This window comes from Promicromonospora umidemergens (genome assembly GCF_024171995.1).
In the GTDB taxonomy this organism is placed as follows: domain Bacteria; phylum Actinomycetota; class Actinomycetes; order Actinomycetales; family Cellulomonadaceae; genus Promicromonospora; species Promicromonospora umidemergens.
On the sequence record NZ_JAMTCT010000006.1, the window covers coordinates 19,827 to 44,695 of the forward strand.

Below are 24,869 nucleotides of genomic sequence, written 5' to 3' on the forward strand. Positions count from 1 at the left end.
GAGGGAGTATCCATGCCCGACGGCCCGTTGATCGTGCAGAGCGACAAGACGCTGCTGCTGGAGGTCGACCACCCGAGCGCCGAGCAGGCGCGACGCTCCATCGCGCCGTTCGCCGAGCTCGAGCGCGCGCCAGAGCACGTGCACACCTACCGCCTCACCGCGCTGGGCCTGTGGAACGCGCGTGCCGCAGGCCACGACGCGGAGCAGGTGGTCAGCACGCTCATCGAGTTCAGCCGCTACCCGGTGCCGCACGCGCTGCTGGTCGACGTCGCCGAGACGATGGCCCGCTACGGGCGCCTCCAGCTGGTGCAGGACCCGGCGCACGGCCTCGTGCTGCGCTCCACCGACCGGGCCGTCCTCGCGGAGGTGCTGAAGTCACGGCGTACCGCCGGCCTGGTCGGCGAGCGCCTGGACGACGCGACGGTGGCGGTGCACCCCTCAGAGCGTGGCCACCTCAAGCAGGTCCTCGTCAAGCTCGGCTGGCCGGCCGAGGACCTGGCGGGCTACGTCGACGGCGAGAAGCACCCGATCGAGCTGAGCCCCGTCACCAAGCCCCGGACCGAGCACGAGAAGGCCGCGGCCTGGGAGATGCGGCCCTACCAGGCGCAGGCCGTGGACGGGTTCTGGCATGGCGGCTCGGGCGTCGTGGTGCTGCCCTGCGGCGCCGGCAAGACGATCGTCGGCGCCGGCGCGATGGCGAAGTCTGGCACGACGACGCTCATCCTCGTCACCAACACCGTGAGCGCACGCCAGTGGCGCGACGAGCTGGTGCGCCGCACGACGCTGACCGAGGACGAGATCGGCGAGTACTCCGGCGCCCGCAAGGAGATCAAGCCGGTCACCATCGCCACGTACCAGGTGCTGACCACCAAGCGGAAGGGCGTCTACACGCACCTCGAGCTGCTCGACGCCCGCGACTGGGGCCTCGTGCTGTACGACGAGGTGCACCTGCTGCCCGCCCCGGTCTTCCGGATGACGGCGGACCTCCAGGCCCGGCGTCGCCTGGGTCTGACCGCCACCCTGGTGCGCGAGGACGGCCGGGAGGACGAGGTGTTCAGCCTCATCGGGCCCAAGCGGTTCGACGCGCCGTGGAAGGACATCGAGGCCCAGGGCTACATCGCGCCCGCCGACTGCGTGGAGGTGCGGCTCACGCTCCCCGAGAGCGAGCGCATGACGTATGCGACGGCCGAGATGGAGGACAAGTACCGGCTCGCCGCGTCGGCGTCGGGCAAGAAGAAGGTGGTGGAGCAGATCGTGGCCCGCCACCCGGACGACCAGGTCCTCGTGATCGGGCAGTACATCGACCAGCTCGAAGAGCTCGCCGAGCACCTCGGCGCGCCGATCATCACCGGAGCGACCACCACCAAGGAGCGGCAGCGGCTGTTCGGGGCGTTCCGCGAGGGCGAGATCTCACGCCTCGTGGTGAGCAAGGTCGCCAACTACTCGGTGGACCTGCCCGAGGCGTCGGTGGCGATCCAGGTCTCGGGTTCGTTCGGTTCACGGCAGGAGGAGGCGCAGCGCCTCGGGCGCATCATGCGCCCAAAGGCCGACGGCCGTACCGCGCACTTCTACGCCGTCGTCGCGCGGGACACCGTGGACCAGGACTTCGCCGCCCACCGGCAGCGATTCCTGGCCGAGCAGGGGTACGCCTATCGCATCCTGGACGCCGAGGACCTGGACGAGTCGCCTGCCGACTCGTCGGCCCTCTGACGTCTGCCCTGCTCACACCGGGCATTTACCTGAGGATTCGTTGCATATACGCAACTTTGCCCTCTCCGATTGCGAGGACTTGAACCCGGGGTGACGATCGGGACGTGATCGAGTCCCCAGCAAGACCCGAGCATCCGTACCAGCCCAGCACCAGCTCCTCCGGGGGATGGGTCGTCGTGGCTCTCGCAGGCCTCGTCGGGATCGTTCTGGCGGCCACGGCCCCGGCCCCGGCCGCCGACGCGACGGTCGCCGCACCGCCGGAGCCGCGGCCGTCCGTCTCGCCACGGCTCTCCGCCGCGGTCCAGGCAGAGCTGATGTCGGACGTGCTGCCCGCGTCGCCGCCGATCACGATCACCGACCCGGTGACGGACGGCACCGGCGCGCTCAGCGACACGGCGCGCCGGGGCGTGCGGGTCGCCCTCGGCCGGCTCGCCGACGAGTCCGACCTGCGCATGTTCGTCGTGTACATCGAGAGCTTCGACGGTACCGAGCCCGTGGACTGGGCCAACGCGAGCTCCAACCAGTCCGGGCTCGGCACGGAGGACCTGCTGCTGGCCATCGCGACCGCCGACCGCGAGTTCGGCCTGTCCGCGCCCAGCAACGTCCCGCTCACCGCAGCGGAGCTGGGCGCGATCGACGACGCCGTGGCTGCCGCGATCGAGGACGAGCGGTGGGCACCCGCCGCGATCAGTGCCGCCGACACGGTCCGGCAGTCCACCGCGGCCACGGTCAGCCCTCTTCTCGTCGCCGGCACCGTCGTGGGTGGCCTCCTGGTCCTTGCCACCCTCGGGTACGTCCTGTGGCGCCTCGTCCGGACGCGGCTGGCCCGGCTCGCGGCCACCTCTCCCGCTTCCGGTGGCCCGACGCCGGACGAGCTCGCCGACCTGTCCCTCACCGAGCTGGACGAGCGGGCCGCCACGGCCCTGGTCGGCATCGACGACGCGCTCAAGACCTGCGAGCAGGAGCTCGGCTTCGCCCGTGCGGAGCTGGGCGCCGACGCGACGCGGGACTTCGAGCTGATCCTTGCGCGCGCCGCCGCCGACGTCCGGCAGGCGTTCGCGATCCGGCAGGCGCTGGACGACGCCGCGCAGGCGGAGCAGGCGCGCCTGGAGGACGCGGGGGTGGACGCGGAGCCCGAGGACACCCGGCCGGACGAAGCAGGCACCGGGCCGGCGGACGCGGCGCGGCGCACCCGGCTGTCCCGGGTGGTCGCGCTGTGCGAGAGCGCCGCCGACACGCTCGACGCGCGCACCCGCGCGTTCGACGACCTGCGCCGCCTGCAGCAGCGCGCGCCCGACCTGCTGGCCGACGTCGACGCCCGTGAGCCGGAGGTGGCCGGCCGGGTGGCCACCGCGCGCGCCCTGCTGGAGCGGCTCGCGGACAGGTACCCCGAGCACACGCTGGCGATGGTCTCGGGCAACCCGGAGCAGGCCGAGCTGCTGCTCGTCAATGCCAAGGAGGCGGTGAACGCCGGACGCTCCGTCCTCGAGTCCGGGCAGAAGGCCGTCGCCGTCGCGCACGCGCGGGGCGCGCAGAACGCGCTCGGCCAGGCGGTGATGCTGCTCGACGCCGTCGACGCCATCCAGACGCATCTCGAGGAGGCGGCCGGCCGGCTGGACAAGTCGATAGCGTCGCTGACCCAGGACGTGGTCGCCGCCCGGGCCGTCGAGGGCGACTTCCGCGTCACCCTCGCCCGCACCGCCGCCCAGGCCTCGCTCAAGCACGTCGAGATGATGCGCGAAGGCGGTGACCCGCTCGCCGGGCTGCAGCGCATCGCCGCGGCGGAGGCCTCGCTCGACGCCGCCCTCGCCGATACGCGGGACGACGCCGAGGTCGCGGCGCGGGCCTCGGCGCTGCTGCGCGACACTCTCCGCCGCGTCGACGAACAGCTCCGGCAGACCGCCGACTTCGTCGCCACGCGCCGCGGCGCCATCGGCTCGTCGGCCCGGACCCGGCTCGCCGAGGCGGCCCGGCTGGGCGACTCCGCCCGCTCCGGCCAGCCGGCCGGCCCCGCCGCGGCACTCAGCGAGGCCCAGCGCGCTAACCAGCTCGTGCAGGAGGCCGCGCGGCTCGCCCGCGAGGACGCGGACGTCGCCGTGACGGCCACCGTCCAGCCGGATCCCGACGCCGGTACCGTCGAGGAGAACGGCCCCATCACCGGCGGCATGCTGCTCGGCGGCATCCTGCTGGACCCGAACGTCGTGCGCACCCGCAGGCGCGCCCCCACGTCGAGGATCGGCGGCGGCTTCGGCGGAGGCGGGTTCGGCGGCGGGCGGCCCGACGCGCTCCGGAAGCTGGGCATCGTCCGGACCTGGTGGCCGGCGTCGGCACGATAGCGGGCAGCGTGTCGACTCCCGTGGTCGGCAGAAGGTCAGGTGGTCGGTAGCTCGAGCTGCCGATCACCTGACCTTCTGCCGACCATGCGAGCCCTGCCCCCGCCCAGCTACAGGTAGCGCAGCGGGTCGAACTCCTCGATCGGGATGATCCGGACGCGCGGCAGCATGGTGGTGAAGGCGTCGGCGTCGGCCTCGAGGTCGTACATGACCAGGCCACGCTGCTCCAGCTCCGTGAACCGGGCGTTGACGAACTCCCGGAAGCCGAGCAGGCCCACGCGGCGGTCGTCGTCCTCGAGCAGCGCCTCGATCTGCGGCAGGAAGTCGCCGTCGTGGCTCGCGAGCAGCACGTCGCCGGGCCGGTCCATCAGCGCGTCGAGGGTGCGCTGGATACCGACGTCGACGACCTTCTCCGAGCCCTGCGCGGCCAGCGGGATGGGCTTGTAGCCCATGGCGAGCAGCGCCTGCACGAACGGCATCGGCATCTGGCCCGATGTCGCGTTGAGGAAGAACAGCGGCACCACGTCCTGCGACCACACCTTCTCCGCGAACGCGGAGATGCGGTCCCAGCGGGGCCGCTCCTCGGGTGCCGGACGGCGGTTCAGCACGTTCATGCCGAGCGTGGCGTCGATGTTCTCACCGTCGACGATGAGGTACGTGCGCCGGGGCATCTGCCCTGGAACCTGCGGGAACGGTGCTGACATGCTCCACAGCCTAGCGGCGGGGCAGATGGCGGGGCAGATAGCGGGCCGGACCGGTCGCCCTCCCGACACCTGGGCGATTTCCCGGGCGAATCTCAGGCACCGTTCAGAAACCGGTCGCACACTGGAAACATGGCTACTCCTGAGGCGCGTCTCGTCGTGGTCGACGACGAACCGAACATCCGTGAGCTCTTGTCCACCTCCCTGCGCTTCGCGGGCTTCGAGGTGCATGCGGCTGCGGACGGCAACGGCGCCCTTCAGCTCGTCCGCGACGTCGAGCCCGACCTCGTGGTGCTCGACGTGATGCTCCCCGACATGGACGGCTTCACCGTGACGCGCCGCATGCGCGCGACCGGTCGGCACACGCCCGTCGTCTTCCTCACGGCGAAGGACGACACGCAGGACAAGGTGCAGGGCCTGACCGTCGGCGGCGACGACTACGTGACCAAGCCGTTCAGCCTCGAAGAGGTGGTGGCCCGGATCCGCGCGGTGCTGCGCCGCACGGGGGTGCCCACCCCCGAGGAGGAGGCGGTGCTGCACGTCGGCGACCTGGAGATGGACGAGGACTCGCACGAGGTGCGCCGCGCCGGCATCGAGGTGGACCTGTCCCCCACTGAGTTCAAGCTCTTGCGCTACCTCATGCTCAACTCCGGGCGCGTGCTGTCCAAGGCGCAGATCCTGGACCACGTGTGGCAGTACGACTGGGGCGGGGACGCGAACATCGTCGAGTCCTACATCTCCTACCTGCGGCGCAAGATCGACACCCTGGAGATCGACGGCGAGCCGCTGCCGCCCCTGATCCACACCAAGCGCGGCGTGGGGTACCTGCTCCGCGCCCCCCAGCCCGCCCGTGCTTGAACGGACCAAGGAGCGCCTGTCCGGCATCCCGCTGCGTGCGCGGCTCGTCGCGATCATCTCGCTGCTGCTCGCGGCCGGGCTGGGCATCGCGGGGCTCGCGACGACCACCTTCGTGTCGAACAACCTCGTCGAACAGGTCGACAACGAGCTGCGCAACACCGCCCTCGATCCCAGCGAGGTGCTCAAGACGTCCACGCAAAACCTGCCCAGCAACTACTACGTCCAGGCGGTGGGCGTAGATGGCACGGTCAGGTCGGCAGGCACCTGGGCGGTCGCCAGGTACGGCAAGCCGGACCTGCCCGAGGTCACGTACGACGAGGCGACGAAGGGCGGCAACACGCCGTTCACGGCCCCCCCGGCGACCGGTGCCTCTGGGGGTGAGAGCTGGCGCGTCATCACCCTCGTCGGGACGCTCCAACCGTCCGGCGAGCGGGCGGTCATCTACGTCGCGCTGCCGCTGGTCGGTGTGGACCGCACGGTCTCGTTCCTGACAAACACGCTCATCCTGTCCGGGCTCGGCATCGTGCTGCTGGGCGGGCTCACGGCCTGGATGCTCGTCGAGCGCTCGCTGCGTTCGTTGCGGTCCGTCGAGCACACGGCCGCGCAGATCGCACAGGGCGACCTGAGCCAGCGGGTGCCCGAGGCCCCGCCCAGCACCGAGATGGGCTCTCTCGCGGCGTCCCTGAACGCGATGCTGGCGCAGATCGAGCGGGCCTTCGCCGCGCAGGAGGCCTCCGAGGTGCGGATGCGGCAGTTCGTCTCGGACGCGTCGCACGAGCTGCGCACACCCGTCGCGACCATCCGCGGCTACGGCGAGCTGTACCGGATGGGCGCGCTCGACTCCACCGACAAGGTCGACGACACGATGCTCCGCATCGAGGACGCAGCGCGCCGGATGGGTACCCTCGTCAACGACCTCCTGGTGCTCGCCCGGCTCGACGAGGGGCGGCCCATCGCCAGGGAGCGCGTCGATCTCGCCGCCCTCGCCAAGGACTCCGCCCAGGACCTGCACGCGCTGGACCCCACCCGCGAGGTGGCGGTGGTGCCGCTCGCGGCCGGCGGCGACGCGGACGACCCCACGGCGCAGGTACCTGACACGCTGATCGTGGAGGGGGACGGCGACCGGCTGCGGCAGGTCGTCACCAACCTCATCGGGAACGTCGCGCGGCACACACCTGCCGGCACGCCGGTGGAGGTCGCGCTCGGCGCTCGGCCCGACGGCGTCGCGGTGCTGGAGGTGCGCGACCACGGTCCCGGCCTCACCGAGGACCAGGGCCACCGGATCTTCGAGCGGTTCTACCGCGCGGACTCGTCGCGCACCCGTGAGTCGGGCGGCTCCGGGCTCGGGATGGCGATCGTCGCGGCGATCGTCGGCGCGCACGGCGGGCACGTCGAGGTGTCGGCCACCGAGGGCGGCGGCCTCACGGTCCAGATCACGCTGCCTTCCGAGCCACCCGTGACCACCATCCAAGACGGTGGTAGCCGCCACTGACCGATTCGGTAATAGGCTGGCCGTGCAGTGACCAACCTCAACCGATGGGCAGAATTCACATGGGCGTGCTGACGTCAGACGCGCCGCAGTGGTTCCTCAAGTCTTTCGTCCGCAGTGTGGTGGGCGCTGGAGCCACGGCGGATACCGAGGCGATCGAGGACGTCGGTCAGGCGCTTCTCGACCGATGGTCCGACGAGCACCGTCACTTCCACAACCTGCGTCACCTGGCCGCCGTCCTGCACCGGGTGGACCAGCTGGCCGAGGAGACCCACGAGCCTGACCTGGTGCGCCTCGCGGCCTGGTACCACGGGGCCGTGTTCAGCTCCGAGAAGAAGGTGGCCGAGGCCTCGCAGGGTGGCGAGCAGTCCACCGCCTCCGCGATCCTGGCCCACGACGAGCTGATCGGTCTCGGCATACCGGCACGCGCTGCCGATCGGGTCGCCGCACTGGTCAACGCCATAGTCCGGCACGCGCCCGACCCCGCGGACTTCGACGCGGCGGTGCTGAACGACGCCGACCTGGCGATGCTGGCCGCCGAGCCGCAGCGCTACAAGGAGTACAAGTCGGCGGTGCGCGCGGAGTACGCGCACATCCCGGTCGACGTCTATCTCAAGGCGCGGATCCGGGTCATCGAGCGCCTGCTCGCCCGCAAGTCGCTGTTCCTGAGCCCGATGGGCGCCGCGTGGGAGGCGCCAGCGCGGCAGAACCTCGACATGGAGCTGCACCGGCTGCGCAAGGAGCAGGCGAAGCTCGACTCGGCCTGAGACAGACCCTCCGCGCGATCGCGCAGTGGTTCGAGCACGACCACATCCCGGTCTGCCACGCGCCCGTGCACAGCACGCGCCGGGCGGGCCCCTCCGTCGGCCCGCGCGTACCTACCGTCGGTGGACGACGCCGGACGGGCCGGCGCGCGGGAGGTGAGGACCATGCGGTTCGAGGTCGACAGTGACCAGGTGGAGCAGGCGGGCGCCGCGGTGGCGGGCTCGGTGGCGACGGTACGCACGGAGGTGGGTGCGCTCATGCGCAATCTCGACGCGCTGCAGGCGTCCTGGCAGGGGCCTGCCGCCGCCGCGTTCGGCGGCACGGTCGCGCAGTGGCGCGGCGCCCAGGCACAGGTGGAGGGCGCGCTGGACGCGATCCAGGCCGCCCTGACGGCCGCGGCGCGCACCTACGCGGAGGCAGAGGCGGCGACGACCCGCATGTTCTCCTAGGCACCCACGTGGTTGGGGGCGGGATCGTTGCGCCTAGGACGGACGGGCAGAAGCAACGATCGCGCCCACAGCAAATGGCCGACGCCGGCCGGTCGCCCTCCGTGAGGAAGGTGACCGACCGGCGTCGGACAAGGTGCCGGGCGCGACCCGAGTGGGGACGGCCCGAGCGGGTCAGGCGGGACTCAGAAGTCCATGCCGCCCATGCCACCGGTCGGGTCGCCGCCACCCTGCGAGCCAGCAGGCTCGGGCTTGTCGGCGACAACGGCCTCGGTGGTGAGGAACAGCGCGGCGATCGACGAGGCGTTCTGCAGCGCGGAACGCGTCACCTTGACCGGGTCGTTCACGCCGGCGGCGAGCAGGTCCTCGTACACACCGGTCGCGGCGTTCAGGCCGTGACCGGAGGGGAGGTTGCGCACCTTCTCCGCCACGACGCCGCCCTCGAGGCCGGCGTTCAGGGCGATCTGCTTGAGCGGGGCGTCGATGGCGGCACGCACGATCTGCGCGCCGATGGCCTCGTCACCCTCGAGCTCGAGCTTGGCGAACGCGATGGCACCGGCCTGGATGAGGGCCACGCCACCACCGGCGACGATGCCCTCCTCGACGGCAGCCTTCGCGTTGCGAACGGCGTCCTCGATGCGGTGCTTGCGCTCCTTGAGCTCCACCTCGGTGGCCGCACCGGCCTTGATGACGGCGACGCCACCGGCCAGCTTGGCGAGGCGCTCCTGCAGCTTCTCGCGGTCGTAGTCCGAGTCGGACTTGTCGATCTCGCTGCGGATCTGGTTCACGCGACCGGCGATGAGGTCGGCGTCGCCGGCACCCTCGACGATCGTGGTCTCGTCCTTGGTGACGACGACCTTGCGCGCCTGGCCGAGCTCCTCGAGCGTCGCGTTCTCCAGCTTGAGGCCCACCGTCTCGGTGATGACCTGGCCGCCGGTGAGGATCGCGATGTCCTGGAGCATGGCCTTGCGGCGGTCGCCGAAGCCCGGTGCCTTGACGGCGACGGACTTGAACGTGCCACGGATCTTGTTCAGCACCAGGGTCGCCAGGGCTTCGCCCTCGACGTCCTCGGCGATGATGAGGAGCGACTTGCCCGACTTCATGACCTGGTCGAGCAGCGGCAGCATGTCCTTGACGTTCGAGATCTTCGACTCGACGATCAGGACGTACGGGTCCTCGAGCACGGCCTCCTGGCGCTCCGGGTCCGTCTCGAAGTACCGGGCGAGGAAGCCCTTGTCGAAGCGCATGCCCTCGGTGAGCTCGAGCTCGAGGCCGAAGGTGTTCGACTCCTCGACGGTGATGACGCCTTCCTTGCCCACCTTGTCGAGGGCCTCGGCGATGAGCTCGCCGATCGCCGGGTCACCGGCCGAGATGGCGGCCGTGGCTGCGATCTCTTCCTTGGTCTCGATCTCCTTGGCAGCGTTCAGCAGCTGCTCGGTGACGGCCTCGGTGGCCTTCTCGATGCCACGCTTGATGGCGATCGGGTTGGCACCGGCGGCAACGACGCGCAGGCCCTCCTTGACGAGCGCCTGGGCGAGCACGGTGGCGGTGGTGGTGCCGTCGCCCGCGACGTCGTCCGTCTTCTTGGCGACCTCCTTGACGAGCTCCGCGCCGATCCGCTCGTACGGGTCGTCGAGGTCGATCTCCTTGGCGATGGAGACACCGTCGTTCGTGATCGTGGGGGCGCCCCACTTCTTGTCAAGAACGACGTTGCGGCCCTTCGGGCCGAGCGTGACCTTCACCGTGTCGGCGAGCTGGTTGAGCCCGCGCTCCATGCTCCGACGAGCAACCTCGTCGAAAGCGATCATCTTGGCCATGGGGATGAATCCTCCGCTGGTGGCTTGTCCAGGCCGGCCGGTGCCCGCGACGGACGGCCTACCGCCGACGACGATCATGTCTCGCCGCGACAGGAGGCCTCACCATTCGACCCTGCTGTCACTCTCGAACGGAGAGTGCTAAGACATTATTGGCACTCGGACCATGAGAGTGCAAGGCGCGTACCCTGCCAGCGAAACGCTGCGCGGGCCTATCCCGCCGCCAGGCCGTGCGCGTGCCGCACGTCGAAGTCCCGCAGCAGCGCCCGGCGGGCGGCGTGCCAGCCGCCCATGCCGTGCACGCCCGGCCCGGGCGGGGTCGACGCGGAGCAGAGGTATACGCCCTCAGCGATCTGGTACGGGTCGGGTGCGGCGGTGGGGCGCGCGACCAGCTGCCACATGGTGGCCTCCCCTGCGGAGATGTCGCCCCCCGGGTAGTTCTGGTTGTGGCGCTCCATCTGCGCTGCGGGGATGCATCGCGAGCCGACGACGACGTCGCGGAACCCGGGCGCGAAGCGTTCGATCTGCCGGGTGACCGGCTCGGTGACGTCCTCGGTCGAGCCCGCAGGGACGTGCGCGTAGGACCACAGGGGCCGCCTCGGACCGCGCAGCCTGCTCAGGTCGGCGACGCTCGGGTCGCTGACCAGCACGACCGGCCGTTCGGCATGCAGACCGTGCGCGACGGCGTCTTCCGCGATCACCATCTCGGCGCGCGTCCCGCCGACGTGCACGGTCGAGGCGTACCCGACCTCTGGCACCCGCCAGGGGACCGGACCGTCGAGGACGAAGTCGACCTTGGCCGCCGCGTTCCCGTACCGGAACCTGCCAAGGGCCGCGCGGCGCGCCGGACCGATCCGGTCCCCCGCGATCCGGAGGAGGGTGCGGGGCGTCGTGTCGAAGAGGACGGCACGCGCCGGCGGGAGGTCCGACCAGCTCTCGACCCGCCGGCCGGTCTCGACGGTGCCACCGTGTGCCTCCAGGTCGCGGACCATCGCGTCCGTGATGGCCTGGGAGCCGCCGAGCGGGATCGCCCAGCCCCCGTCGGCATGCGCGAGTGCCGCGAGGAGCAGAGCCGTACCCGCGCCCCCGAGGGACGGGAGCGGCGTGATGCCGTGCGCCGCGACCCCCGTGAGCAGCGCCTTCGCCTCGTCGGTGAGGAACCGTCGGTCCCAGCGCGGGCCGCCCTGCTCGAGGAGTGCGGCACCGAACCGCAGGCCGGGCCGGACCATCGAGGCGAGGTCCGACGCCGTCGGCCCGTGCTCGCCCCGCAACCCGTCCAGCATGCCGCGCAAGGTCCGCTTGTCGCCCATGGCGAGCGCCGTCATCTGCCGCCAGTCGGCGGCGAGCGGGCCCAGCAGGTCGCGCCAGGCGTCGCCGTCGGGCCCTAGCCGCTCAGCCGTCCGGGCGAGGTCGCGATAGGCGAGGCCGGCGCGGTCGCCGTCGAGCGGCTGGGCGTAGGCGAGGTCCGGCGCGACCAGCTCGACGCCGTGCGCGGGGAGGTCGAAGGCCCGGAAGAAGGGGGATGCCCACGCCAGCGGGTGCACGGCGGAGCAGAGGTCGAACGGCATGCCGTCCGCCAGCTCAGGGATCGCGACGGTGCGCGCGCCGCCACCGACCGTCGGCTGGGCCTCCAGCACGCGGACCCCTAGACCCGCGCGCGCGAGCGTCACAGCGGCCGCCAGGCCGTTGGGTCCTGAGCCCACCACCACCGCGTCGAGCAGGGTCATTCCTCCATCGAATCACGCGACGGCCACCGTTGGTCCGGCGGGTGGCCTTCCTCGCTCCGCTCATATATAAAGAGTATAAAGAGATCAAACGTCAGGGATCCTGTTGACAACACGCCGCAACCCCTTCAAGCCGACCGCCGGCGCCACGCCCCCGCTTCTGGTCGGGCGCCACGACGATCTGGACGAGTTCGAGGAATCCCTCGACGACGGCCCGGGCGCTCCGGGACGACTCACGATCTTCACCGGCGCCAGGGGCGTCGGCAAGACCGTCATGCTGACCGAGGTCTCTGACCGGGCTCTACGCCGAGGCTGGGTGACGATTGCGGACGCAGCCTTGCCTGGACTGATCGACCGGCTCACCGACGAGGTGACCGACCATCTTCACGAGCTCGATCCGTCACGTCTGCCTGGCCGTGACCTCACCGGGCTGAGCATCGGCGGTTCTGGTGTCACCTTCTCGGAGCGCCAGGTTGCAAGACCCAGGTGGCGCAAACAGCTCGGCGCCCTCCTTGATGCCCTCGAGCAGAACGAGACGGGCCTGCTCCTTACGGTGGACGAGGTCCATTCCAGCGCGCGCGAGGAACTGCGACAGCTCGCGGCCACCTACCAGCTGCTCGTCCGGGAGGACAGGAATATCGCCCTGGCCTTCGCCGGACTGCCCGCCGCCGTGTCCGATCTACTGAACGACGACGTACTGACCTTCCTCCGTCGCGCCAACCAGGTCGAGCTCAAGGACGTCGCTCTCGACGACGTACGGACCGCTCTACGTTCCACGGTCCGGGAGAATGGCCGCGAGATCACGGAGCCGGCGCTCGACCATGCAGCTCAGGCAACCGGCGGGTACCCCTTCATGATCCAGCTCGTCGGTTACCACGTCTGGCGCAAGGCGACTGGCGACCTCATCGACGAGGAGTCCGTGCTTGAGGCGATCCCGGTCGCCAGGCGGCGCCTCGGCGCGACCGTCCACGCCACGGCACTTGCCGACCTCTCAGACGTCGACCGGACCTACCTCTTGGCCATGTCGCAGGACGACGGGGAGTCGTCCACCGGAGAGCTGGCTAGACGGATCGGAGCAAGCTCGCAGCACGCGGGCGTCTACCGCGCTCGCCTCATCGCTGCGGGCATGATCGAACCGACTCGGCACGGGCACGTGGACTTCGCACTGCCGTTCCTGCGTGAGTATCTCCGCGAGCACGCGGCCCAGTACCGAATCGACGATCACGGCAAGATCAGCAGACGCGACCGACGGTCGTAGAACGAGCAGCCGCGGTACGGGCGGCTGCTCGCGGCGTCGGGCATCGTCGTCCGACATCGTGTGCGGAGGTCGTCGTCGACCATCCAGATCGGACGCCAGGGTCTGGGTCCCGGCATCCTTGGGGGGCGGGCGACGGGCGGGCCCTTCCCGCCCGTCGTCCCATCGATGTCAGGCTGGACGAACCTGCTCAGCCTGCGGACCCTTCTGTCCTTGCCCCACCTCGTATTCGACCGGCTGACCCTCGTCGAGGGACCGGTAGCCGTCGGTCTGGATCGCGCTGTAGTGAACAAAAAGGTCCTGGCCGCCGGCGTCGGGGGTGATGAAGCCATACCCCTTCTCGGCGTTGAACCACTTGACGGTGCCCTGGGCCATGCGCAGTTCTCCTTGTACCTCTGCACGGGACACTCGGTCGACCCGTGGTGGTTCGAGCGTAGTGGTCCGGCTCACACCAGGGAAGCCTCTATGTCCGGTATGTGGCATTCAGCGCAAGGCGAACGCGCAGGTCAGAGACTTGCGAGGGGGGTCCAGCAGTCGAATATCAGCATGGTGGTACGGAACGGGTGGACATTTCGTCCACATGCTGCCCCGGACGAGCACCGGCCGGATGTTGACCGAAAACCGACGCCAGCACTGCCATCGGCTCTCGGTCACGCCCTCGGATCCGTCAGCCCGTCGGCTCCGTGTACATGAAGAGCCAGACAGCCTCCGGCGAGCCGGACACGGCCTCGTTCATGACGACGTTGGCTTCCGGGATGCCGAGGAGCGCGGCAGCCGCCATGCCCTCCTTCTCACGCCCGTCGCCGTACCAGATGGTGTTCGCGGCGGACGTGTCGACAGCCGAGAGGTCAGGGGCGCTCTCGGGGTCGGCCTCCTGGCTGAAGGTCGCGCCACCGAGTCCGCTCGAGACGAGGCTCTCGCTGGTCGTCGATGCGAGGCCGCCGACAGTTCCACGGTTGAACACCATGTATGCCGCCGCGGGGTCAGCGGCCGCGACCAGATCCTCGGCGCTCTGCTGGGGCGTCTCGTCCGACGGCTCGACCGACGGCTCGCCCGAGGCCTCGGCTGAAGCGTCTCCCGACGGATCAGCCGAAGCGGACGTCGACGGCGAAGCCGAGGTCGACGCGCCGCCCTGCGCCTCTGCAGGGTCGTCACCTCCGGACAGCAGCGTGATGCCGCCCCACGCCACGGCGGCGCAGACTACGGCGACCAACAGGAACGGCCAGGCCGAGCTCCAACCGCTACGCGGCGCACGGTGCACACCCACGGGTGCGCCCCCGGGGACAGCGACGTCGAACTCGTCGGGCGGGTAGGGGTAGCCACTCTTCGTCACGGCAGAGAGAGTAGCGGGTCGTTGTGACGGATCGGTGCCCTCTCAGTGGTTCTCATCCGCCAACCGGCGTGCAGAGCGCGCCCGCTGGCGGGTTGATCGGAGCCTGCGCAGGCGCTTGACCAGCATCGGGTCGTGCTCGAGAGCGGCCGAAGTGTCGATCAGCGCGTTCAAAACCTGGTAATAACGCGTGGCTGTGAGATCGAAGAGTTCTCGCGCCGCTTCCTCTTTGGCGCCTGCGTACTTCCACCACCGGCGCTCGAACGCGAGAATCTCCCGGTCGCGGTCGGAGAGCTTGTTCTCGGATCCTTCGGCTACCGGGGTGTCGGCGCCAGAAACCAGCATCTCGCTCATCCGGCCACCGGATGCCCGGAGTACGTGACTGTCATTCACCCTTGCCCTTTCACAGTGTCAACACGCCGGCCCCTACCCGCGACGCCGAAAAACAGGTCCTCGAAGCCGCTGGCCTACGGGAGGCGCCAGTCGACCGGCTGCGCGCCCTGCTGCTCGAGCAACGCGTTGGCCCGCGAGAAGGGCTTCGAGCCGAAGAAGCCGTTGCGCGCCGACAGGGGCGACGGGTGCGCGCTCTCGACGACCGGGACGTCGCCCAGCCAGGCCTTCAGGTTGCGCGCCTTGGCGCCCCACAGGATCGCCACGAGCGGGCCGCCCCGCGCCACCAGCGCCCGGATCGCCGCCTCGGTGATCTCCTCCCAGCCCTTGCCGGAGTGCGAGTCGGACGAGCCAGGCCGGCACGTGAGCGTCCGGTTGAGCAGCATGACCCCCTGGTCGGCCCAGGGCCGCAGGTCACCGTTCGACGGGAGCGGGACACCGACGTCGTCCTGCATCTCCTTGTAGATGTTGACCAGCGACCGCGGGACGGGCCGCACGTCCGGCTGGACGGAGAAGGACAGCCCCATGGCGTGACCCGGAGTCGGGTACGGGTCCTGGCCCACGATGAGCACCCGCACGTCCGCGAGCGGCCGCCTGAACGCCGCGAGCACGTTCTCGCCCGCTGGGACGTAGGTGCGCCCCTGGGCGACCTCAGCACGCAGGAAGTCGCCCATCGCATGGATGCGCGGCTCGACGTCCGCCAGGGCCTCCGCCCAGTCCGGCGCGACGACCTCCGCCAGCGGGGGCGGGTCGGAGGCTGCGCCAGCGTCGCTGCCGGTGTCGACTGGGGGTGTCGGGTTCACGGTGGTCTCCACGTGCAGGAGGCTACCGGCACCCTCCGACACTGCCAGTTTGTGCTGCCTGTCACACTCCCGGGCCAGCAGGCTCCCCGTACAGGCAGGAGAATGAGCACCGTGACCACGACAACCCCAGACCCGGAAGGCCACACCACCGACCTCCCCGAGGCCACCCCTGTCCGCTGGGCCCGGTACATCGCCATGGGCGACTCCTTCACGGAGGGCCTGTGGGACCCGTACCCCGACGCCCCGGACGTCCAGCGCGGCTGGGCCGACGACCTCGCGGCCGTGCTCTCGGCACGCCGCATCGCCGCGGGCGAGGCGCCGCTCGAGTACGCGAACCTCGCGATCCGCGGCCGCAAGCTGCGTCCGGTCGTCGCCGAACAGCTCGATGTCACCATCGACGCCCGGCCGGACCTCGTCTCGCTGGTCGCGGGCGGCAACGACATCCTGCGCGCCTCGGCCGACATCGAGGCGATCTCGGCCGCGCTGGAGGACGCAGTCGTCGCCCTCCGCGCGTCCGGCGCCGACGTCCTGATGGGCACAGGGTTCAAGGCCGGCGCCGCGCTGAGCTGGACCAACGGCCGCACGGCCATCTTCAACGCGAACCTCTGGTCCATCGCCCGCCGTACCGGTGCCCACGTCCTCGACCTGTGGGGCATGCGGTCGCTGGGCGACCTGCGCCTCTGGTCCGACGACCGCATCCACCTCACCCCGGAGGGGCATCAGCGGGTCGCGAACGCCGCGCTCGTGGCGCTCGGTCTCGAACCGGACGACACCGCCTACGACAGCCCGCTCGATGTCTCCCCTCCCGCCGCCTTCCGCGACGCGGCACGCGCCAACGCGGTCTGGATGCGCCAGCACGTTGGCCCGTGGGTCAAGCGCCGGCTGACGGGCACCTCCAGCGGCGACGGTCGCTCCCCGAAGTGGCCGACGCCGCAGACGTGGCCGCGGGCGTAACGCCTCGTCGCGGCCTAGAATCTCGCTGGTGAAGCAGGGGCTCCCCGGCGTTCGCGCCGGGAGCCGCTGCCCTGTCGAAGGCGCTTGTCTCGGCGAGTAACTTAACCTTCTAGATAGTATAGTTTCGGCTATGACGATCAGCCCTCCGCTCAGCGCGCAGACGCCGCTGCTCGGCCCTCGACGGCGCTGGACGCTCCTGGTGACCGTCGGCACCGGTCTGCTGCTGATCACCCTGGACAACTCGATCCTCTACACCGCGCTGCCCACCCTCACGCGTGAGCTCGACGCGAGCTGGACCGAGAGCCTCTGGATCATCAACGCCTACCCGTTGGTGATGACCGGGCTCCTGCTGGGTACCGGGACGCTCGGCGACAGGTTCGGCCACCGGCGCATGTTCCTGACCGGGCTGGTCGTGTTCGGGCTGGCTTCGTTCATGGCGGCCACCGCACCCACCCCCGAGGTGCTCATCGCCGCGCGCGGCCTGCTGGCCGTCGGCGCCGCCGCGATGATGCCGGCCACGCTGGCCCTGATCCGGGTCGCCTTCGTCAACGAGCGCGAGCGCAACGTGGCGATCAGCGTGTGGGGCAGCCTTTCGGTGGTGGGTGGAGCGCTCGGGCCTATCGTCGGTGGTGCGCTGCTCGAGCACTTCGCGTGGGGATCGATCTTCCTGATCAACGTGCCGGTGGTCGTCGTCGCGGTGGTCCTCGGAGTCGCCGTCGCCCCGAAGAACGACCCGCACCCCGGTACCAGGTGGGACTTCATCTCTTCGGTGCAGGCCCTGGCCACGCTGGTCGGGCTCGTGGTGCTGATCAAGGAGGTGGTCAAGGTCGACCGCTCCGGAACCATCGTGCTCTGTGCGGCCCTGGCGACCTTCGTCGGATGGTGGCTCTTCGTCCGTCGTCAGCGGCGCCTGCCGTTCCCGCTGCTGGACCTGTCGATCTTCCGCAACGCCGCGTTCGCCTCCGGGGTCCTGGCTGCCGCGTTCGCCATGTTCGCGATGGGTGGCCTGCAGCTGGCCACCACCCAGCGGTTCCAGCTCGTGGCCGGATTCTCGCCCTTCGAGTCGGGGCTGCTGGTGGCCGCCATCGCGGTCGGGTCGCTGCCGTCCTCGATCCTGGGCGGGGCGTTCCTTCACGTCGTGGGCCTGCGGGTCCTGATCGGCGGCGGCCTCGGCGTCGGGGCCGTCGGCGTGGCCTGGACCCTGGTCGGCGTCCAGCACGGGATGGGCTGGCTGCTCGGTGGCCTGCTCGTCACAGGCTTTGGGCTGGGGTCCGCGATGTCCGTGGCCTCGACCGCGATCATCGGGAACGTGCCGGCCCGTCGGGCGGGCATGGCCTCCTCCGTGGAGGAAGTGTCCTACGAGTTCGGCAGCCTGGCCGCCGTCGCGCTGCTCGGGTCGCTGCTGACCACCGTCTACACGATGACCATCCGCCTGCCCGACGGCGCCCCCGTCGAGGCGAGCCGGTCCATGACCGATGCGCTGACAGCGCCGGGCACCGGGCCAGAGGTCCTCGACGCCGCGTCCCGCGCGTTCGGCAACAGCTACTCCACGGTGATGGTCGTCTGCGCCGCAGTCCTGGCCGTCGGCGCTATCGTCACGACCGTGCTGCTTCGTACCTACGGTCCTGGGTCGGAATCCTCCGCCTACGGCTCCAGCCACTGAACCGACCCACCGCGACGCGCCCCGGAGGCCCCGTGCGACCGAGCAACCGCGACCACATCCTCGACGCCGCCGTGCGCGTCATCCAGCGTGAGGGCGTCACCGCCGTCACGTTCGACTCGGTGGCAGCCGAGGCAGAGCTGACGCGCGGCGGGATCATGTACCACTTCCCGTCGCGCGAGGACCTGCTGGCCGCTATCCACCAGCATCTCGCCGACCGGTGGGAGGCTTCGCTCCTGGCCGACGCCGGCCGGCCCGCCGAGCAGCTCACCGCCGACGAGCGACTGGCCGCCTACGTCCGCGTGAGCGCCCAGTCCGCGACCCGTGCCGAGCTGCAGCTCATGCTCGAGGCCGCCACCCGCCCGGAGTGGGCAGCGCCATGGAGCTCTGTCCTTGAGCGCTGGGCGCCCGTGCCCCCCGACGCCGGGGGCGCCGACGCCTCCATGGACCGGCTCGTCACCCGGCTCGCCGCCGACGGACTGTGGATGTTCGAAGCACTCGCCTACCGCGCCATGCCGGAGGCGCAGCGCCGCGCGGTCACGGAGCACCTGGTGCGGGCGGTCGGCGCTCCAGATCGCGACTGACTGCCACCAAGGCCCGACGACCCCTAGAACCGGCACGCGCCACGCCGGCGATAACGTGCCCGGGGTGGGTGTCGCCACCTCCATAGCCTGCGCCCCACCCGGCTCGCTGCCGAGGACCGTGGAGGTTCGCTGCGCTCGCCTGACGCGACATGTCCGAAGCCCAGCGCAGAGCAGTTTCGGGGAGCACCTGCCCCGCGTCGACTGCAGACCTGGTAGCGGCCCACCACTGCCGATGCAGACTTTGTTGCGGCTACGGCCCGTGGAACGGCAACCAAGTCTGCAGTCGTCGGCGAAGGGCGCGTCGAAGTCTGCAGTCGACAGGTGAGAACGGAGACTTCCCCGGCAGTCCGGAACGGGCCGAACGAGCTGCGCTTCATCTGCGAAGGAGTCGTCCACCGGATCACCTACGTGCTGGAGCAGCTCGGCGCGTGACAGCGGCGGGCTTCCGTTCGATCGGGACCATGTATTCGATCGGGACATATAACAGAGGCCCGGAACCGTTGAGATTCCGGGCCTCGTGGAGCCGCCTGTCGGGTTCGAACCGACGACCTTCCGCTTACAAGGCGGGAGCTCTACCAGCTGAGCTAAGGCGGCGGGCGGGGAACAGCCTAGCGGTTCCCCCCACCAGAGTCCGAGTCGAGAACCACGAGCCGGCCGGAGCAGACCAGCGGGGCCCCGGGCCGCAGCCCGGGACCCCGCCGTCCATCCACGACCTGGAGACTACTCGGACGGCTCCACGGAAGGCTCCGCCGACGGCTCCTCGGACGCCGGCGCCTCACCCGTGATCGCCTGGGTCAGCCCACCGGGGCTCTGCCAGCCCTCGAAGCGCTCGCCCTCGACCAGCACGGTCGGCGTCCCGAAGCCGCCCTCGGCGTTGAGCACCGACTCATCGCTCTGCGCTTCCTCCGTGGCGGCTCTGACCCACTCCTCGTAGGTGTCGTACGCCTCACCGTCGGCGATACCCGCAGCCACCTCGGCAGGCACACCGGCCTGCTCGGCGACCTGCGCGATCTGCTCGTCCGACAGACCGGCTGTGTTCTCCTCCGGCTGGCTCGCGAACATCGCCTCGTGGAACGCCGTGAACTGCTCGGGCGCCTGGTCGGCGACCCACGCGGCGGCGGACGCCGCGCGCGTCGAGTAGTTGGTGCCCTGGGACGCACGGTCCAGGATCGTGACCGGGTGCACCACGAGCGTCACGTCCCCGGCCTCGCGCATCTCGGTGATGCTCGCGCCGTTCAGCGACTCGAACTGACCGCAGATGGGGCACATGTAGTCCACGTAGACGTCGAGGGTCTTCGCGCCCTCGTTCGTGGTCCCCGCCGCACCGTCGGCGCCGACCGGGATGCCGGTGTTCTCGACCACGCCGGCCGGGACGCTCTCGACCTTCTCCATGGGCGACTTCTGCCCCTCGAGGAAGATCATCACGACAGCCACGACCAGGACCACGAGTCCGAGCCCGAGCGCGCTCACCACGATCGCGCGGCTCCGCTTCTCGCTCGACTGCTGCTTCTTCTGGAGTGCAAGGGCCTCGGCACGGGCGGCGTCTCGACGCTGCGCCTTGGTCATGTTCGTCGACATCGGGGTCCTTCGAGATGCGGGCCAATGGGGCGAGGCGCTGTGCGCCTGAGGTAAAGCCTACTCGCGCTCGCTGAGAGACTGCTGGACGTTTCAGTACGATCTCGACACCAAACCTGGGTGTCACCACACGACGGCGGGCCGGTCCCCCAGAGGCCACCACAGCACGTCCAGCGAACCGTCGACCAGCGGCCAGGCCGCCAGGGCCGCGAGCGCCAGCACAACCAGGGCAAGGACGGTCTTGTGCGCCCAGCCGGGGGCGATCCGGCGCAGCAGCGGTCCGGCCCCGACCCGCGTCGCGTACGACGCCGGCCCGAACCACGACACGACCACCGTCACCAGCATCGCGACGCCGAGGACGAGACTGTCGATGACGGGCTGGTTCATGCCGCCCACCGATCGTGCCTCGACGGTCAGGACGGGCGCGATGATCACGTTGCCCGGCGCGAACAGCATCAGCCCCAGCAGCACCACGATCACCCCGGAGCAGATGCCGACGGCCGCGGCGGGCAGCACGCCGAGCACCGCGCGTACGACGTGCCAGGGGGAGAGGAGCGTCGCCACGAGCGCGTCGACCCGGCGTGGCCCGTGACGCGCTCGACGGTTGCGGAACTCGTCGACGGCGATCCCCGCCAGGCGCGCCACGATCAGCAGCCCTACGAGCACGGCGGTCGCCACCCCTGGCCGGACGGCGGCGAGCGCGACGAGCGCGAGGGTGAGGGCGACGAACAGCCCGCGATAGCCGGTGACGTGCGCCGGGTTGGCAGTCGGCAGCCCGAAGGTCTGGTCGCCCGAGGACGCGCCAGGGCTCTGCGCACCGAGAGCCCGTCCGGTGACCGACCGCCCCCTGGCCACGACAGGCGCCGCGGCCAGGTCGGTCACGCCACCCACGCCGGGGCGCGCGGCGTTCGCGGCCGCCGCGGCCCCTGCAGCGGCGCCGACGCCCGCACCGCCGGCCGCCGCGGACACCGGCCGCGGCAGGAGGCCCTGCGGCATGACGCGCGTCGAGCCGAGGTCGGCCGGCATCGCGGCGGTCGGCGCGTCGGCCGAGATGTCTGCGGAGCCGAGCACCGTCGTCGGTGAGCCGTCCGGGTGCGCTGTCACACCGACGAACGCCTCCGACTCGCCCTTGAGCGCCCGCGCCACCTCGTCGGGCCCCCAGCGCTCGCCGGGCACCGCCCGCAGCGCAGCAGCGAGCGCACGTGCAGCGCGCGGCGGTAGTCCTTCGAGGTCGGCCTGGCCCTGTCGTGAGCGCCGGAGCACCAGCTCCGTCGGCCGGACACCGAACGGCGCCCGGCCGGTGCCTGCGAACCCGAGCACGGCGGCCCAGGACCACCAGTCGGTGTCCGGGCCCGGCTCCGCGCCGTCGAGCAGCTCGGGAGCGAGATAGCCGGGGGTGCCCATGACGAATCCGGTGCGGGTGGCCCGGACGTCACCGGGGCCCTGGGCGAGCCCGAAGTCGATCAGGACCGGCCCGGTCCGCGCGATGAGCACGTTCGATGGGGTGAGGTCGCGGTGCACCACGCCGGTGCCGTGCACGGCCTCGAGAGCGTCGGCGAGCTGGTCGGCGAGCTCGAAGAGGTCCCGGGCGTCGAGCGGACCGCGCTCGTCGATCTCCTCCTCGAGGGTGGGGCCCTCGACGAGCTCGGTGACGATGAACGCGTCGGGCCCCTCGAGCTCGGCGTCCAGCACCCGAGCCACCGCGGGGTGGCGCAGGCCCTGCAGCGCTGTGGCCTCGCGGCGCAGCCGCTCGCGCGCCGTGGGGTCGTCGAGGTGGCGGTGCAGCATCTTGAGGGCGACGGCTTGCCCGCCGTCGTCCTGCGCACGGTAGACGGCACCCATGGCTCCGGAGCCGATCGCGCGCACGACCGTGTACCCGCCGAGCTTCGAGCCGGGAGCGGGGCCAGCACCGTTCGAGGACGCCGTCGAGGCCTCCACCTCCTTCATGTGGCACACCGTAGCCGTCGCGGACCGGCGACGCCCGCCAAGTCTCAGCCCTCTGACCAGCGCCAAAGCGTGACGAAACCCACGTTACCGACGACCTCGTTACCCTGAACAGGTACGGGAACTCGGTACTCTTGACATTGCGCAGCGAGACTCCTACACACCTAAGGAGAAATACATTGCCAGGTAAAGAAGGATACGATCTGGTCGTCGTCGCGAACCGGCTGCCGGTCGATTTCTCGGTCGGCCCGGACGGAGACCTCACCTGGCAGAGGTCACCCGGTGGCCTCGTCACAGCGCTCGAGCCCGTGATGCAGGGCGCCGACGGCGCCTGGGTCGGCTGGTCCGGCGCCCCCGACCTCGCGCACGAGCCGTTCGAGGCCGACGGCATGCTGCTGGTCCCGGTCACGCTCAACGCCGTCGAGATCGAGCGCTATTACGAGGGCTTCTCCAACGCCACGCTCTGGCCGCTCTACCACGACGTCATCGAGCGGCCCGACTACCACCGCCAGTGGTGGGACGCGTACCGCCGGGTCAACCAGCGCTTCGCCGACGCCGCGGCAGAAGAGGCGGCGGAGGGCGCCGTCGTCTGGGTGCACGACTACCAGCTCCAGCTCGTCCCCCGCATGCTTCGCGACCTGCGGCCGGACCTGCGCATCGGGTTCTTCGACCACATCCCGTTCCCACCCGTCGAGCTGTTCGCGCAGCTCCCGTGGCGCCGCCAGATCATCGACGGGCTGCTCGGCGCCGACCTCGTGGGCTTCCAGCGCAACGGCGACGCGGCGAACTTCGTGCGGTCCGCACGCCGGCTCACCGGATACACGACGCGCGGCCCGGTCATCACGATCCCCGACGCCGACGGACGTCCCGGCCGGCACGTGCGCGCGTCGTCGTTCCCCATCTCCATCGACTCCCGCCGGTTCGACACCCTCGCCCGCACGCCAGAGGTGCAGGCACGGGCCAAGGAGATCAAGGCCGACCTCGGCAACCCCGCGACCCTGATGCTGGGTGTCGACCGGCTCGACTACACCAAGGGCATCCGGCACCGCATCAAGGCGTACGGCGAGCTGCTCGACGACGGCCGCCTCGACGTCGAGCACGCCACGCTCGTGCAGGTCGCCAGCCCGAGCCGGGAGAACGTCGGCGCCTACCAGGAGCTCCGCGAGCACGTCGAGGGCCTGGTCGGCCGGATCAACGGCGAGTACGGCGAGCTGGGCCACTCCGCCATCCACTACCTGCACCACTCCTACCCGCCGGAGGAGATGGCTGCGCTCTACCTGGCGGCCGACGTGCTGCTGGTGACGTCGCTGCGGGACGGCATGAACCTGGTCGCCAAGGAGTACATCGCCGCCCGCTCCGACGAGCGCGGCGCGCTGGTGCTGAGCGAGTTCACCGGCGCCGCCGACGAGCTCTCGCCCGGTCCCCTGCTGGTCAACCCGCACGACATCGACGGCATGAAGGACATCATCGTGGCGGCCGCGACCATGGACCCGAAGGAGCAGCGCCGCCGCATGCGGCGCCTGCGCCGCAAGGTCCTTGCCGACGACGTCGCCAAGTGGTCGGAGACCTTCCTCGGCGTGCTCACCTCCGTACCCGCCCGGCCGCTCACCGTCGACCCGCGCTCGGCCGAGCCCCGCCACCACAACCTCCGCGACGCGCTGACGGCGTTCACCACGGTGCCGGAGGGCGTGCCCGCGCGGGGCCGGCTCGCCCGCATGGGCAACGGGAACGGGCGGCGCAGGAAGCCGACCACCGGCTGGCTGCTCGCGTGCGACTTCGACGGGACCCTCGCGCCGCTCGTGGACGACCCCAAGTCGTCCACGATGACGCGTGCGGCGCGCACCGCCATCGACCAGCTGCACGCGCTCGGCCAGGAGACGCCGGTGCGCCTCGCGTTCATCTCCGGGCGGGACCTGTCCGATTTGGCCGAGCGGACGGTCGCCCCCGACGGCACGTTCCTCGTCGGCAGCCACGGCGCGGAGGCGGGGCGAGCCACCACCACCGGCGTCGAGCAGGTGCCGTTCCACCTGACCACCACCCAGTCCGGCGAGCTCGATGCGCTCGTCGCGGGGTTCGAGTCGGCGGTATCGGGACGCGAGGGGGCCTGGGTGCAGGTCAAGCCGGCTGCCGCCGTCGCCCACACGCGCCTGGCGAGCGTGGACGACGCCGCCGCCATCACGCTGGCCGCCGACGAGGTGGCCGCCAACCTGGGGCTGCCCGCCATGCACGGCAAGGACGTGGTCGAGGTGTCGGTGGTGCCGACGAGCAAGGGCGAGGCGCTGCGCCGGCTGCGGGGCACCGTCGCGGCCGAGCTGGGCGTCGAGAAGGTGCGCGTCCTGTACGCGGGCGACGACACCACCGACGAGCACGCCTTCGGTGCACTCGAGTCCGGCGACCTGTCGATCAAGGTGGGCACCGGCGACACGCTCGCCTCGCACCGCGTACCCGACCCAGACGCGCTGGCCGCCGTCCTCGCCGGCCTCGCACGGACCCTGCGGAGCAACGACTGAGCCGCAGGCTCAGGCGTCAGGCAA

General features: G+C 71.0%; 20 protein-coding genes and 1 tRNA gene. 11 read left to right on the forward strand and 10 right to left on the reverse strand.

Annotated elements, in window-relative coordinates; all coding sequences use genetic code 11:
* The first annotated feature begins 12 nt into the window (after positions 1-12).
* Together APR04_RS11940 and APR04_RS11945 are read left to right on the forward strand one after the other, a co-directional pair.
* Positions 13-1,710, forward strand: a complete 1,698-nt coding sequence (locus tag APR04_RS11940; RefSeq protein ID WP_253870531.1) for a DNA repair helicase XPB — start codon at positions 13-15, stop codon at positions 1,708-1,710.
* 104 nt (positions 1,711-1,814) lie between these two features.
* Positions 1,815-4,046 carry a TPM domain-containing protein gene (locus APR04_RS11945; protein ID WP_253870532.1) on the forward strand — a complete coding sequence of 744 codons (2,232 nt, stop codon included), beginning with the start codon at positions 1,815-1,817 and terminating at the stop codon, positions 4,044-4,046.
* A gap of 107 nt (positions 4,047-4,153) precedes the next feature.
* Here the strand turns inward: APR04_RS11945 and APR04_RS11950 are convergent, their stop codons facing one another.
* Positions 4,154-4,747, reverse strand: a complete 594-nt coding sequence (locus APR04_RS11950) for an NYN domain-containing protein (protein WP_253870533.1) — start codon at positions 4,745-4,747, stop codon at positions 4,154-4,156.
* Positions 4,748-4,876: 129 nt separating this feature from the next.
* Between APR04_RS11950 and APR04_RS11955 the strand changes: the two genes are divergently transcribed.
* From APR04_RS11955 to APR04_RS11970, 4 genes are all read left to right on the forward strand, one after another.
* Positions 4,877-5,602: a response regulator transcription factor gene (locus tag APR04_RS11955; RefSeq protein WP_253870534.1), complete on the forward strand. Its 726-nt coding sequence runs from the start codon at positions 4,877-4,879 to the stop codon at positions 5,600-5,602.
* Positions 5,595-7,094 (forward strand): sensor histidine kinase, encoded by a 1,500-nt coding sequence (locus tag APR04_RS11960; RefSeq protein WP_253870535.1) that lies wholly within the window; start codon positions 5,595-5,597, stop codon positions 7,092-7,094. Before APR04_RS11955 ends, APR04_RS11960 begins: the two co-directional genes overlap by 8 nt.
* A gap of 44 nt (positions 7,095-7,138) precedes the next feature.
* Positions 7,139-7,858, forward strand: a complete 720-nt coding sequence (locus APR04_RS11965) for an HD domain-containing protein (RefSeq protein ID WP_372496096.1) — start codon at positions 7,139-7,141, stop codon at positions 7,856-7,858.
* A gap of 162 nt (positions 7,859-8,020) precedes the next feature.
* Positions 8,021-8,305, forward strand: coding sequence for a WXG100 family type VII secretion target (locus APR04_RS11970; RefSeq protein ID WP_253870536.1), 285 nt, complete (start codon positions 8,021-8,023; stop codon positions 8,303-8,305).
* 182 nt (positions 8,306-8,487) lie between these two features.
* Here APR04_RS11970 and groL read toward each other — a convergent pair whose 3' ends face one another.
* Positions 8,488-10,119, reverse strand: coding sequence for a chaperonin GroEL (gene groL / locus APR04_RS11975; protein WP_253870538.1), 1,632 nt, complete (start codon positions 10,117-10,119; stop codon positions 8,488-8,490).
* Positions 10,120-10,328: 209 nt separating this feature from the next.
* Positions 10,329-11,843 carry a phytoene desaturase family protein gene (locus APR04_RS11980; RefSeq protein WP_253870540.1) on the reverse strand — a complete coding sequence of 505 codons (1,515 nt, stop codon included), beginning with the start codon at positions 11,841-11,843 and terminating at the stop codon, positions 10,329-10,331.
* A 103-nt stretch (positions 11,844-11,946) separates the two neighbouring features.
* Between APR04_RS11980 and APR04_RS11985 the strand changes: the two genes are divergently transcribed.
* The gene (locus APR04_RS11985; RefSeq protein WP_253870542.1) at positions 11,947-13,098 is read left to right on the forward strand and encodes an ATP-binding protein; all 1,152 of its coding nucleotides are present in this window, start codon (positions 11,947-11,949) and stop codon (positions 13,096-13,098) included.
* 168 nt (positions 13,099-13,266) lie between these two features.
* On the opposite strand, the gene APR04_RS11990 is transcribed toward APR04_RS11985, so the two are convergent.
* The 4 genes from APR04_RS11990 to APR04_RS12005 form a co-directional block, all read right to left on the reverse strand.
* Positions 13,267-13,470, reverse strand: a complete 204-nt coding sequence (locus APR04_RS11990) for a cold-shock protein (RefSeq protein ID WP_253870543.1) — start codon at positions 13,468-13,470, stop codon at positions 13,267-13,269.
* Positions 13,471-13,762: 292 nt separating this feature from the next.
* Positions 13,763-14,428 (reverse strand): hypothetical protein, encoded by a 666-nt coding sequence (locus tag APR04_RS11995; protein WP_253870545.1) that lies wholly within the window; start codon positions 14,426-14,428, stop codon positions 13,763-13,765.
* 42 nt (positions 14,429-14,470) lie between these two features.
* Positions 14,471-14,779, reverse strand: a complete 309-nt coding sequence (locus APR04_RS12000; RefSeq protein WP_253870547.1) for a DUF3263 domain-containing protein — start codon at positions 14,777-14,779, stop codon at positions 14,471-14,473.
* A gap of 113 nt (positions 14,780-14,892) precedes the next feature.
* On the reverse strand, positions 14,893-15,555 hold the full coding sequence (locus APR04_RS12005; protein WP_253870979.1) for a uracil-DNA glycosylase: 663 nt from the start codon (positions 15,553-15,555) through the stop codon (positions 14,893-14,895).
* Between the two features lie 258 nt (positions 15,556-15,813).
* Between APR04_RS12005 and APR04_RS12010 the strand changes: the two genes are divergently transcribed.
* The 3 genes from APR04_RS12010 (at position 15,814) to APR04_RS12020 (ending at position 18,816) form a co-directional block, all read left to right on the forward strand.
* Positions 15,814-16,572, forward strand: a complete 759-nt coding sequence (locus APR04_RS12010) for an SGNH/GDSL hydrolase family protein (RefSeq protein WP_372496105.1) — start codon at positions 15,814-15,816, stop codon at positions 16,570-16,572.
* Positions 16,573-16,702: 130 nt separating this feature from the next.
* Positions 16,703-18,235 carry an MFS transporter gene (locus tag APR04_RS12015; protein WP_253870551.1) on the forward strand — a complete coding sequence of 511 codons (1,533 nt, stop codon included), beginning with the start codon at positions 16,703-16,705 and terminating at the stop codon, positions 18,233-18,235.
* A 32-nt stretch (positions 18,236-18,267) separates the two neighbouring features.
* Positions 18,268-18,816, forward strand: coding sequence for a TetR/AcrR family transcriptional regulator (locus APR04_RS12020; protein WP_253870553.1), 549 nt, complete (start codon positions 18,268-18,270; stop codon positions 18,814-18,816).
* A gap of 518 nt (positions 18,817-19,334) precedes the next feature.
* Here the strand turns inward: APR04_RS12020 and APR04_RS12025 are convergent.
* From APR04_RS12025 to APR04_RS12035, 3 genes are all read right to left on the reverse strand, one after another.
* A tRNA-Thr gene (locus APR04_RS12025) sits at positions 19,335-19,410 on the reverse strand.
* Positions 19,411-19,536: 126 nt separating this feature from the next.
* Entirely contained in the window at positions 19,537-20,394 is an 858-nt protein-coding gene (locus APR04_RS12030; protein WP_253870554.1) for a DsbA family protein, read from the reverse strand.
* A gap of 120 nt (positions 20,395-20,514) precedes the next feature.
* The gene (locus tag APR04_RS12035) at positions 20,515-22,338 is read right to left on the reverse strand and encodes a protein kinase domain-containing protein (protein ID WP_253870556.1); all 1,824 of its coding nucleotides are present in this window, start codon (positions 22,336-22,338) and stop codon (positions 20,515-20,517) included.
* A gap of 176 nt (positions 22,339-22,514) precedes the next feature.
* Here APR04_RS12035 and otsB point away from each other — a divergent pair, with 176 nt between their 5' ends.
* Positions 22,515-24,845 carry a trehalose-phosphatase gene (otsB, locus tag APR04_RS12040; protein WP_253870558.1) on the forward strand — a complete coding sequence of 777 codons (2,331 nt, stop codon included), beginning with the start codon at positions 22,515-22,517 and terminating at the stop codon, positions 24,843-24,845.
* Positions 24,846-24,869 lie beyond the last annotated feature (24 nt).

Coding starts and splice junctions, on each gene's coding strand:
- APR04_RS11940 (WP_253870531.1), top strand. CDS start 13: ATGCCCGACGGCCCGTTGATCGTGCAGAGCGACAAGACGCTGCTGCTG.
- APR04_RS11950 (WP_253870533.1), bottom strand. CDS start 4,747: ATGTCAGCACCGTTCCCGCAGGTTCCAGGGCAGATGCCCCGGCGCACG.
- APR04_RS11955 (WP_253870534.1), top strand. CDS start 4,877: ATGGCTACTCCTGAGGCGCGTCTCGTCGTGGTCGACGACGAACCGAAC.
- APR04_RS11965 (WP_372496096.1), top strand. CDS start 7,139: ATGGGCAGAATTCACATGGGCGTGCTGACGTCAGACGCGCCGCAGTGG.
- APR04_RS11970 (WP_253870536.1), top strand. CDS start 8,021: ATGCGGTTCGAGGTCGACAGTGACCAGGTGGAGCAGGCGGGCGCCGCG.
- groL (WP_253870538.1), bottom strand. CDS start 10,119: ATGGCCAAGATGATCGCTTTCGACGAGGTTGCTCGTCGGAGCATGGAG.
- APR04_RS11980 (WP_253870540.1), bottom strand. CDS start 11,843: ATGACCCTGCTCGACGCGGTGGTGGTGGGCTCAGGACCCAACGGCCTG.
- APR04_RS11990 (WP_253870543.1), bottom strand. CDS start 13,470: ATGGCCCAGGGCACCGTCAAGTGGTTCAACGCCGAGAAGGGGTATGGC.
- APR04_RS12000 (WP_253870547.1), bottom strand. CDS start 14,779: ATGAGCGAGATGCTGGTTTCTGGCGCCGACACCCCGGTAGCCGAAGGA.
- APR04_RS12010 (WP_372496105.1), top strand. CDS start 15,814: ATGGGCGACTCCTTCACGGAGGGCCTGTGGGACCCGTACCCCGACGCC.
- APR04_RS12015 (WP_253870551.1), top strand. CDS start 16,703: ATGACGATCAGCCCTCCGCTCAGCGCGCAGACGCCGCTGCTCGGCCCT.
- APR04_RS12030 (WP_253870554.1), bottom strand. CDS start 20,394: ATGTCGACGAACATGACCAAGGCGCAGCGTCGAGACGCCGCCCGTGCC.
- APR04_RS12035 (WP_253870556.1), bottom strand. CDS start 22,338: ATGAAGGAGGTGGAGGCCTCGACGGCGTCCTCGAACGGTGCTGGCCCC.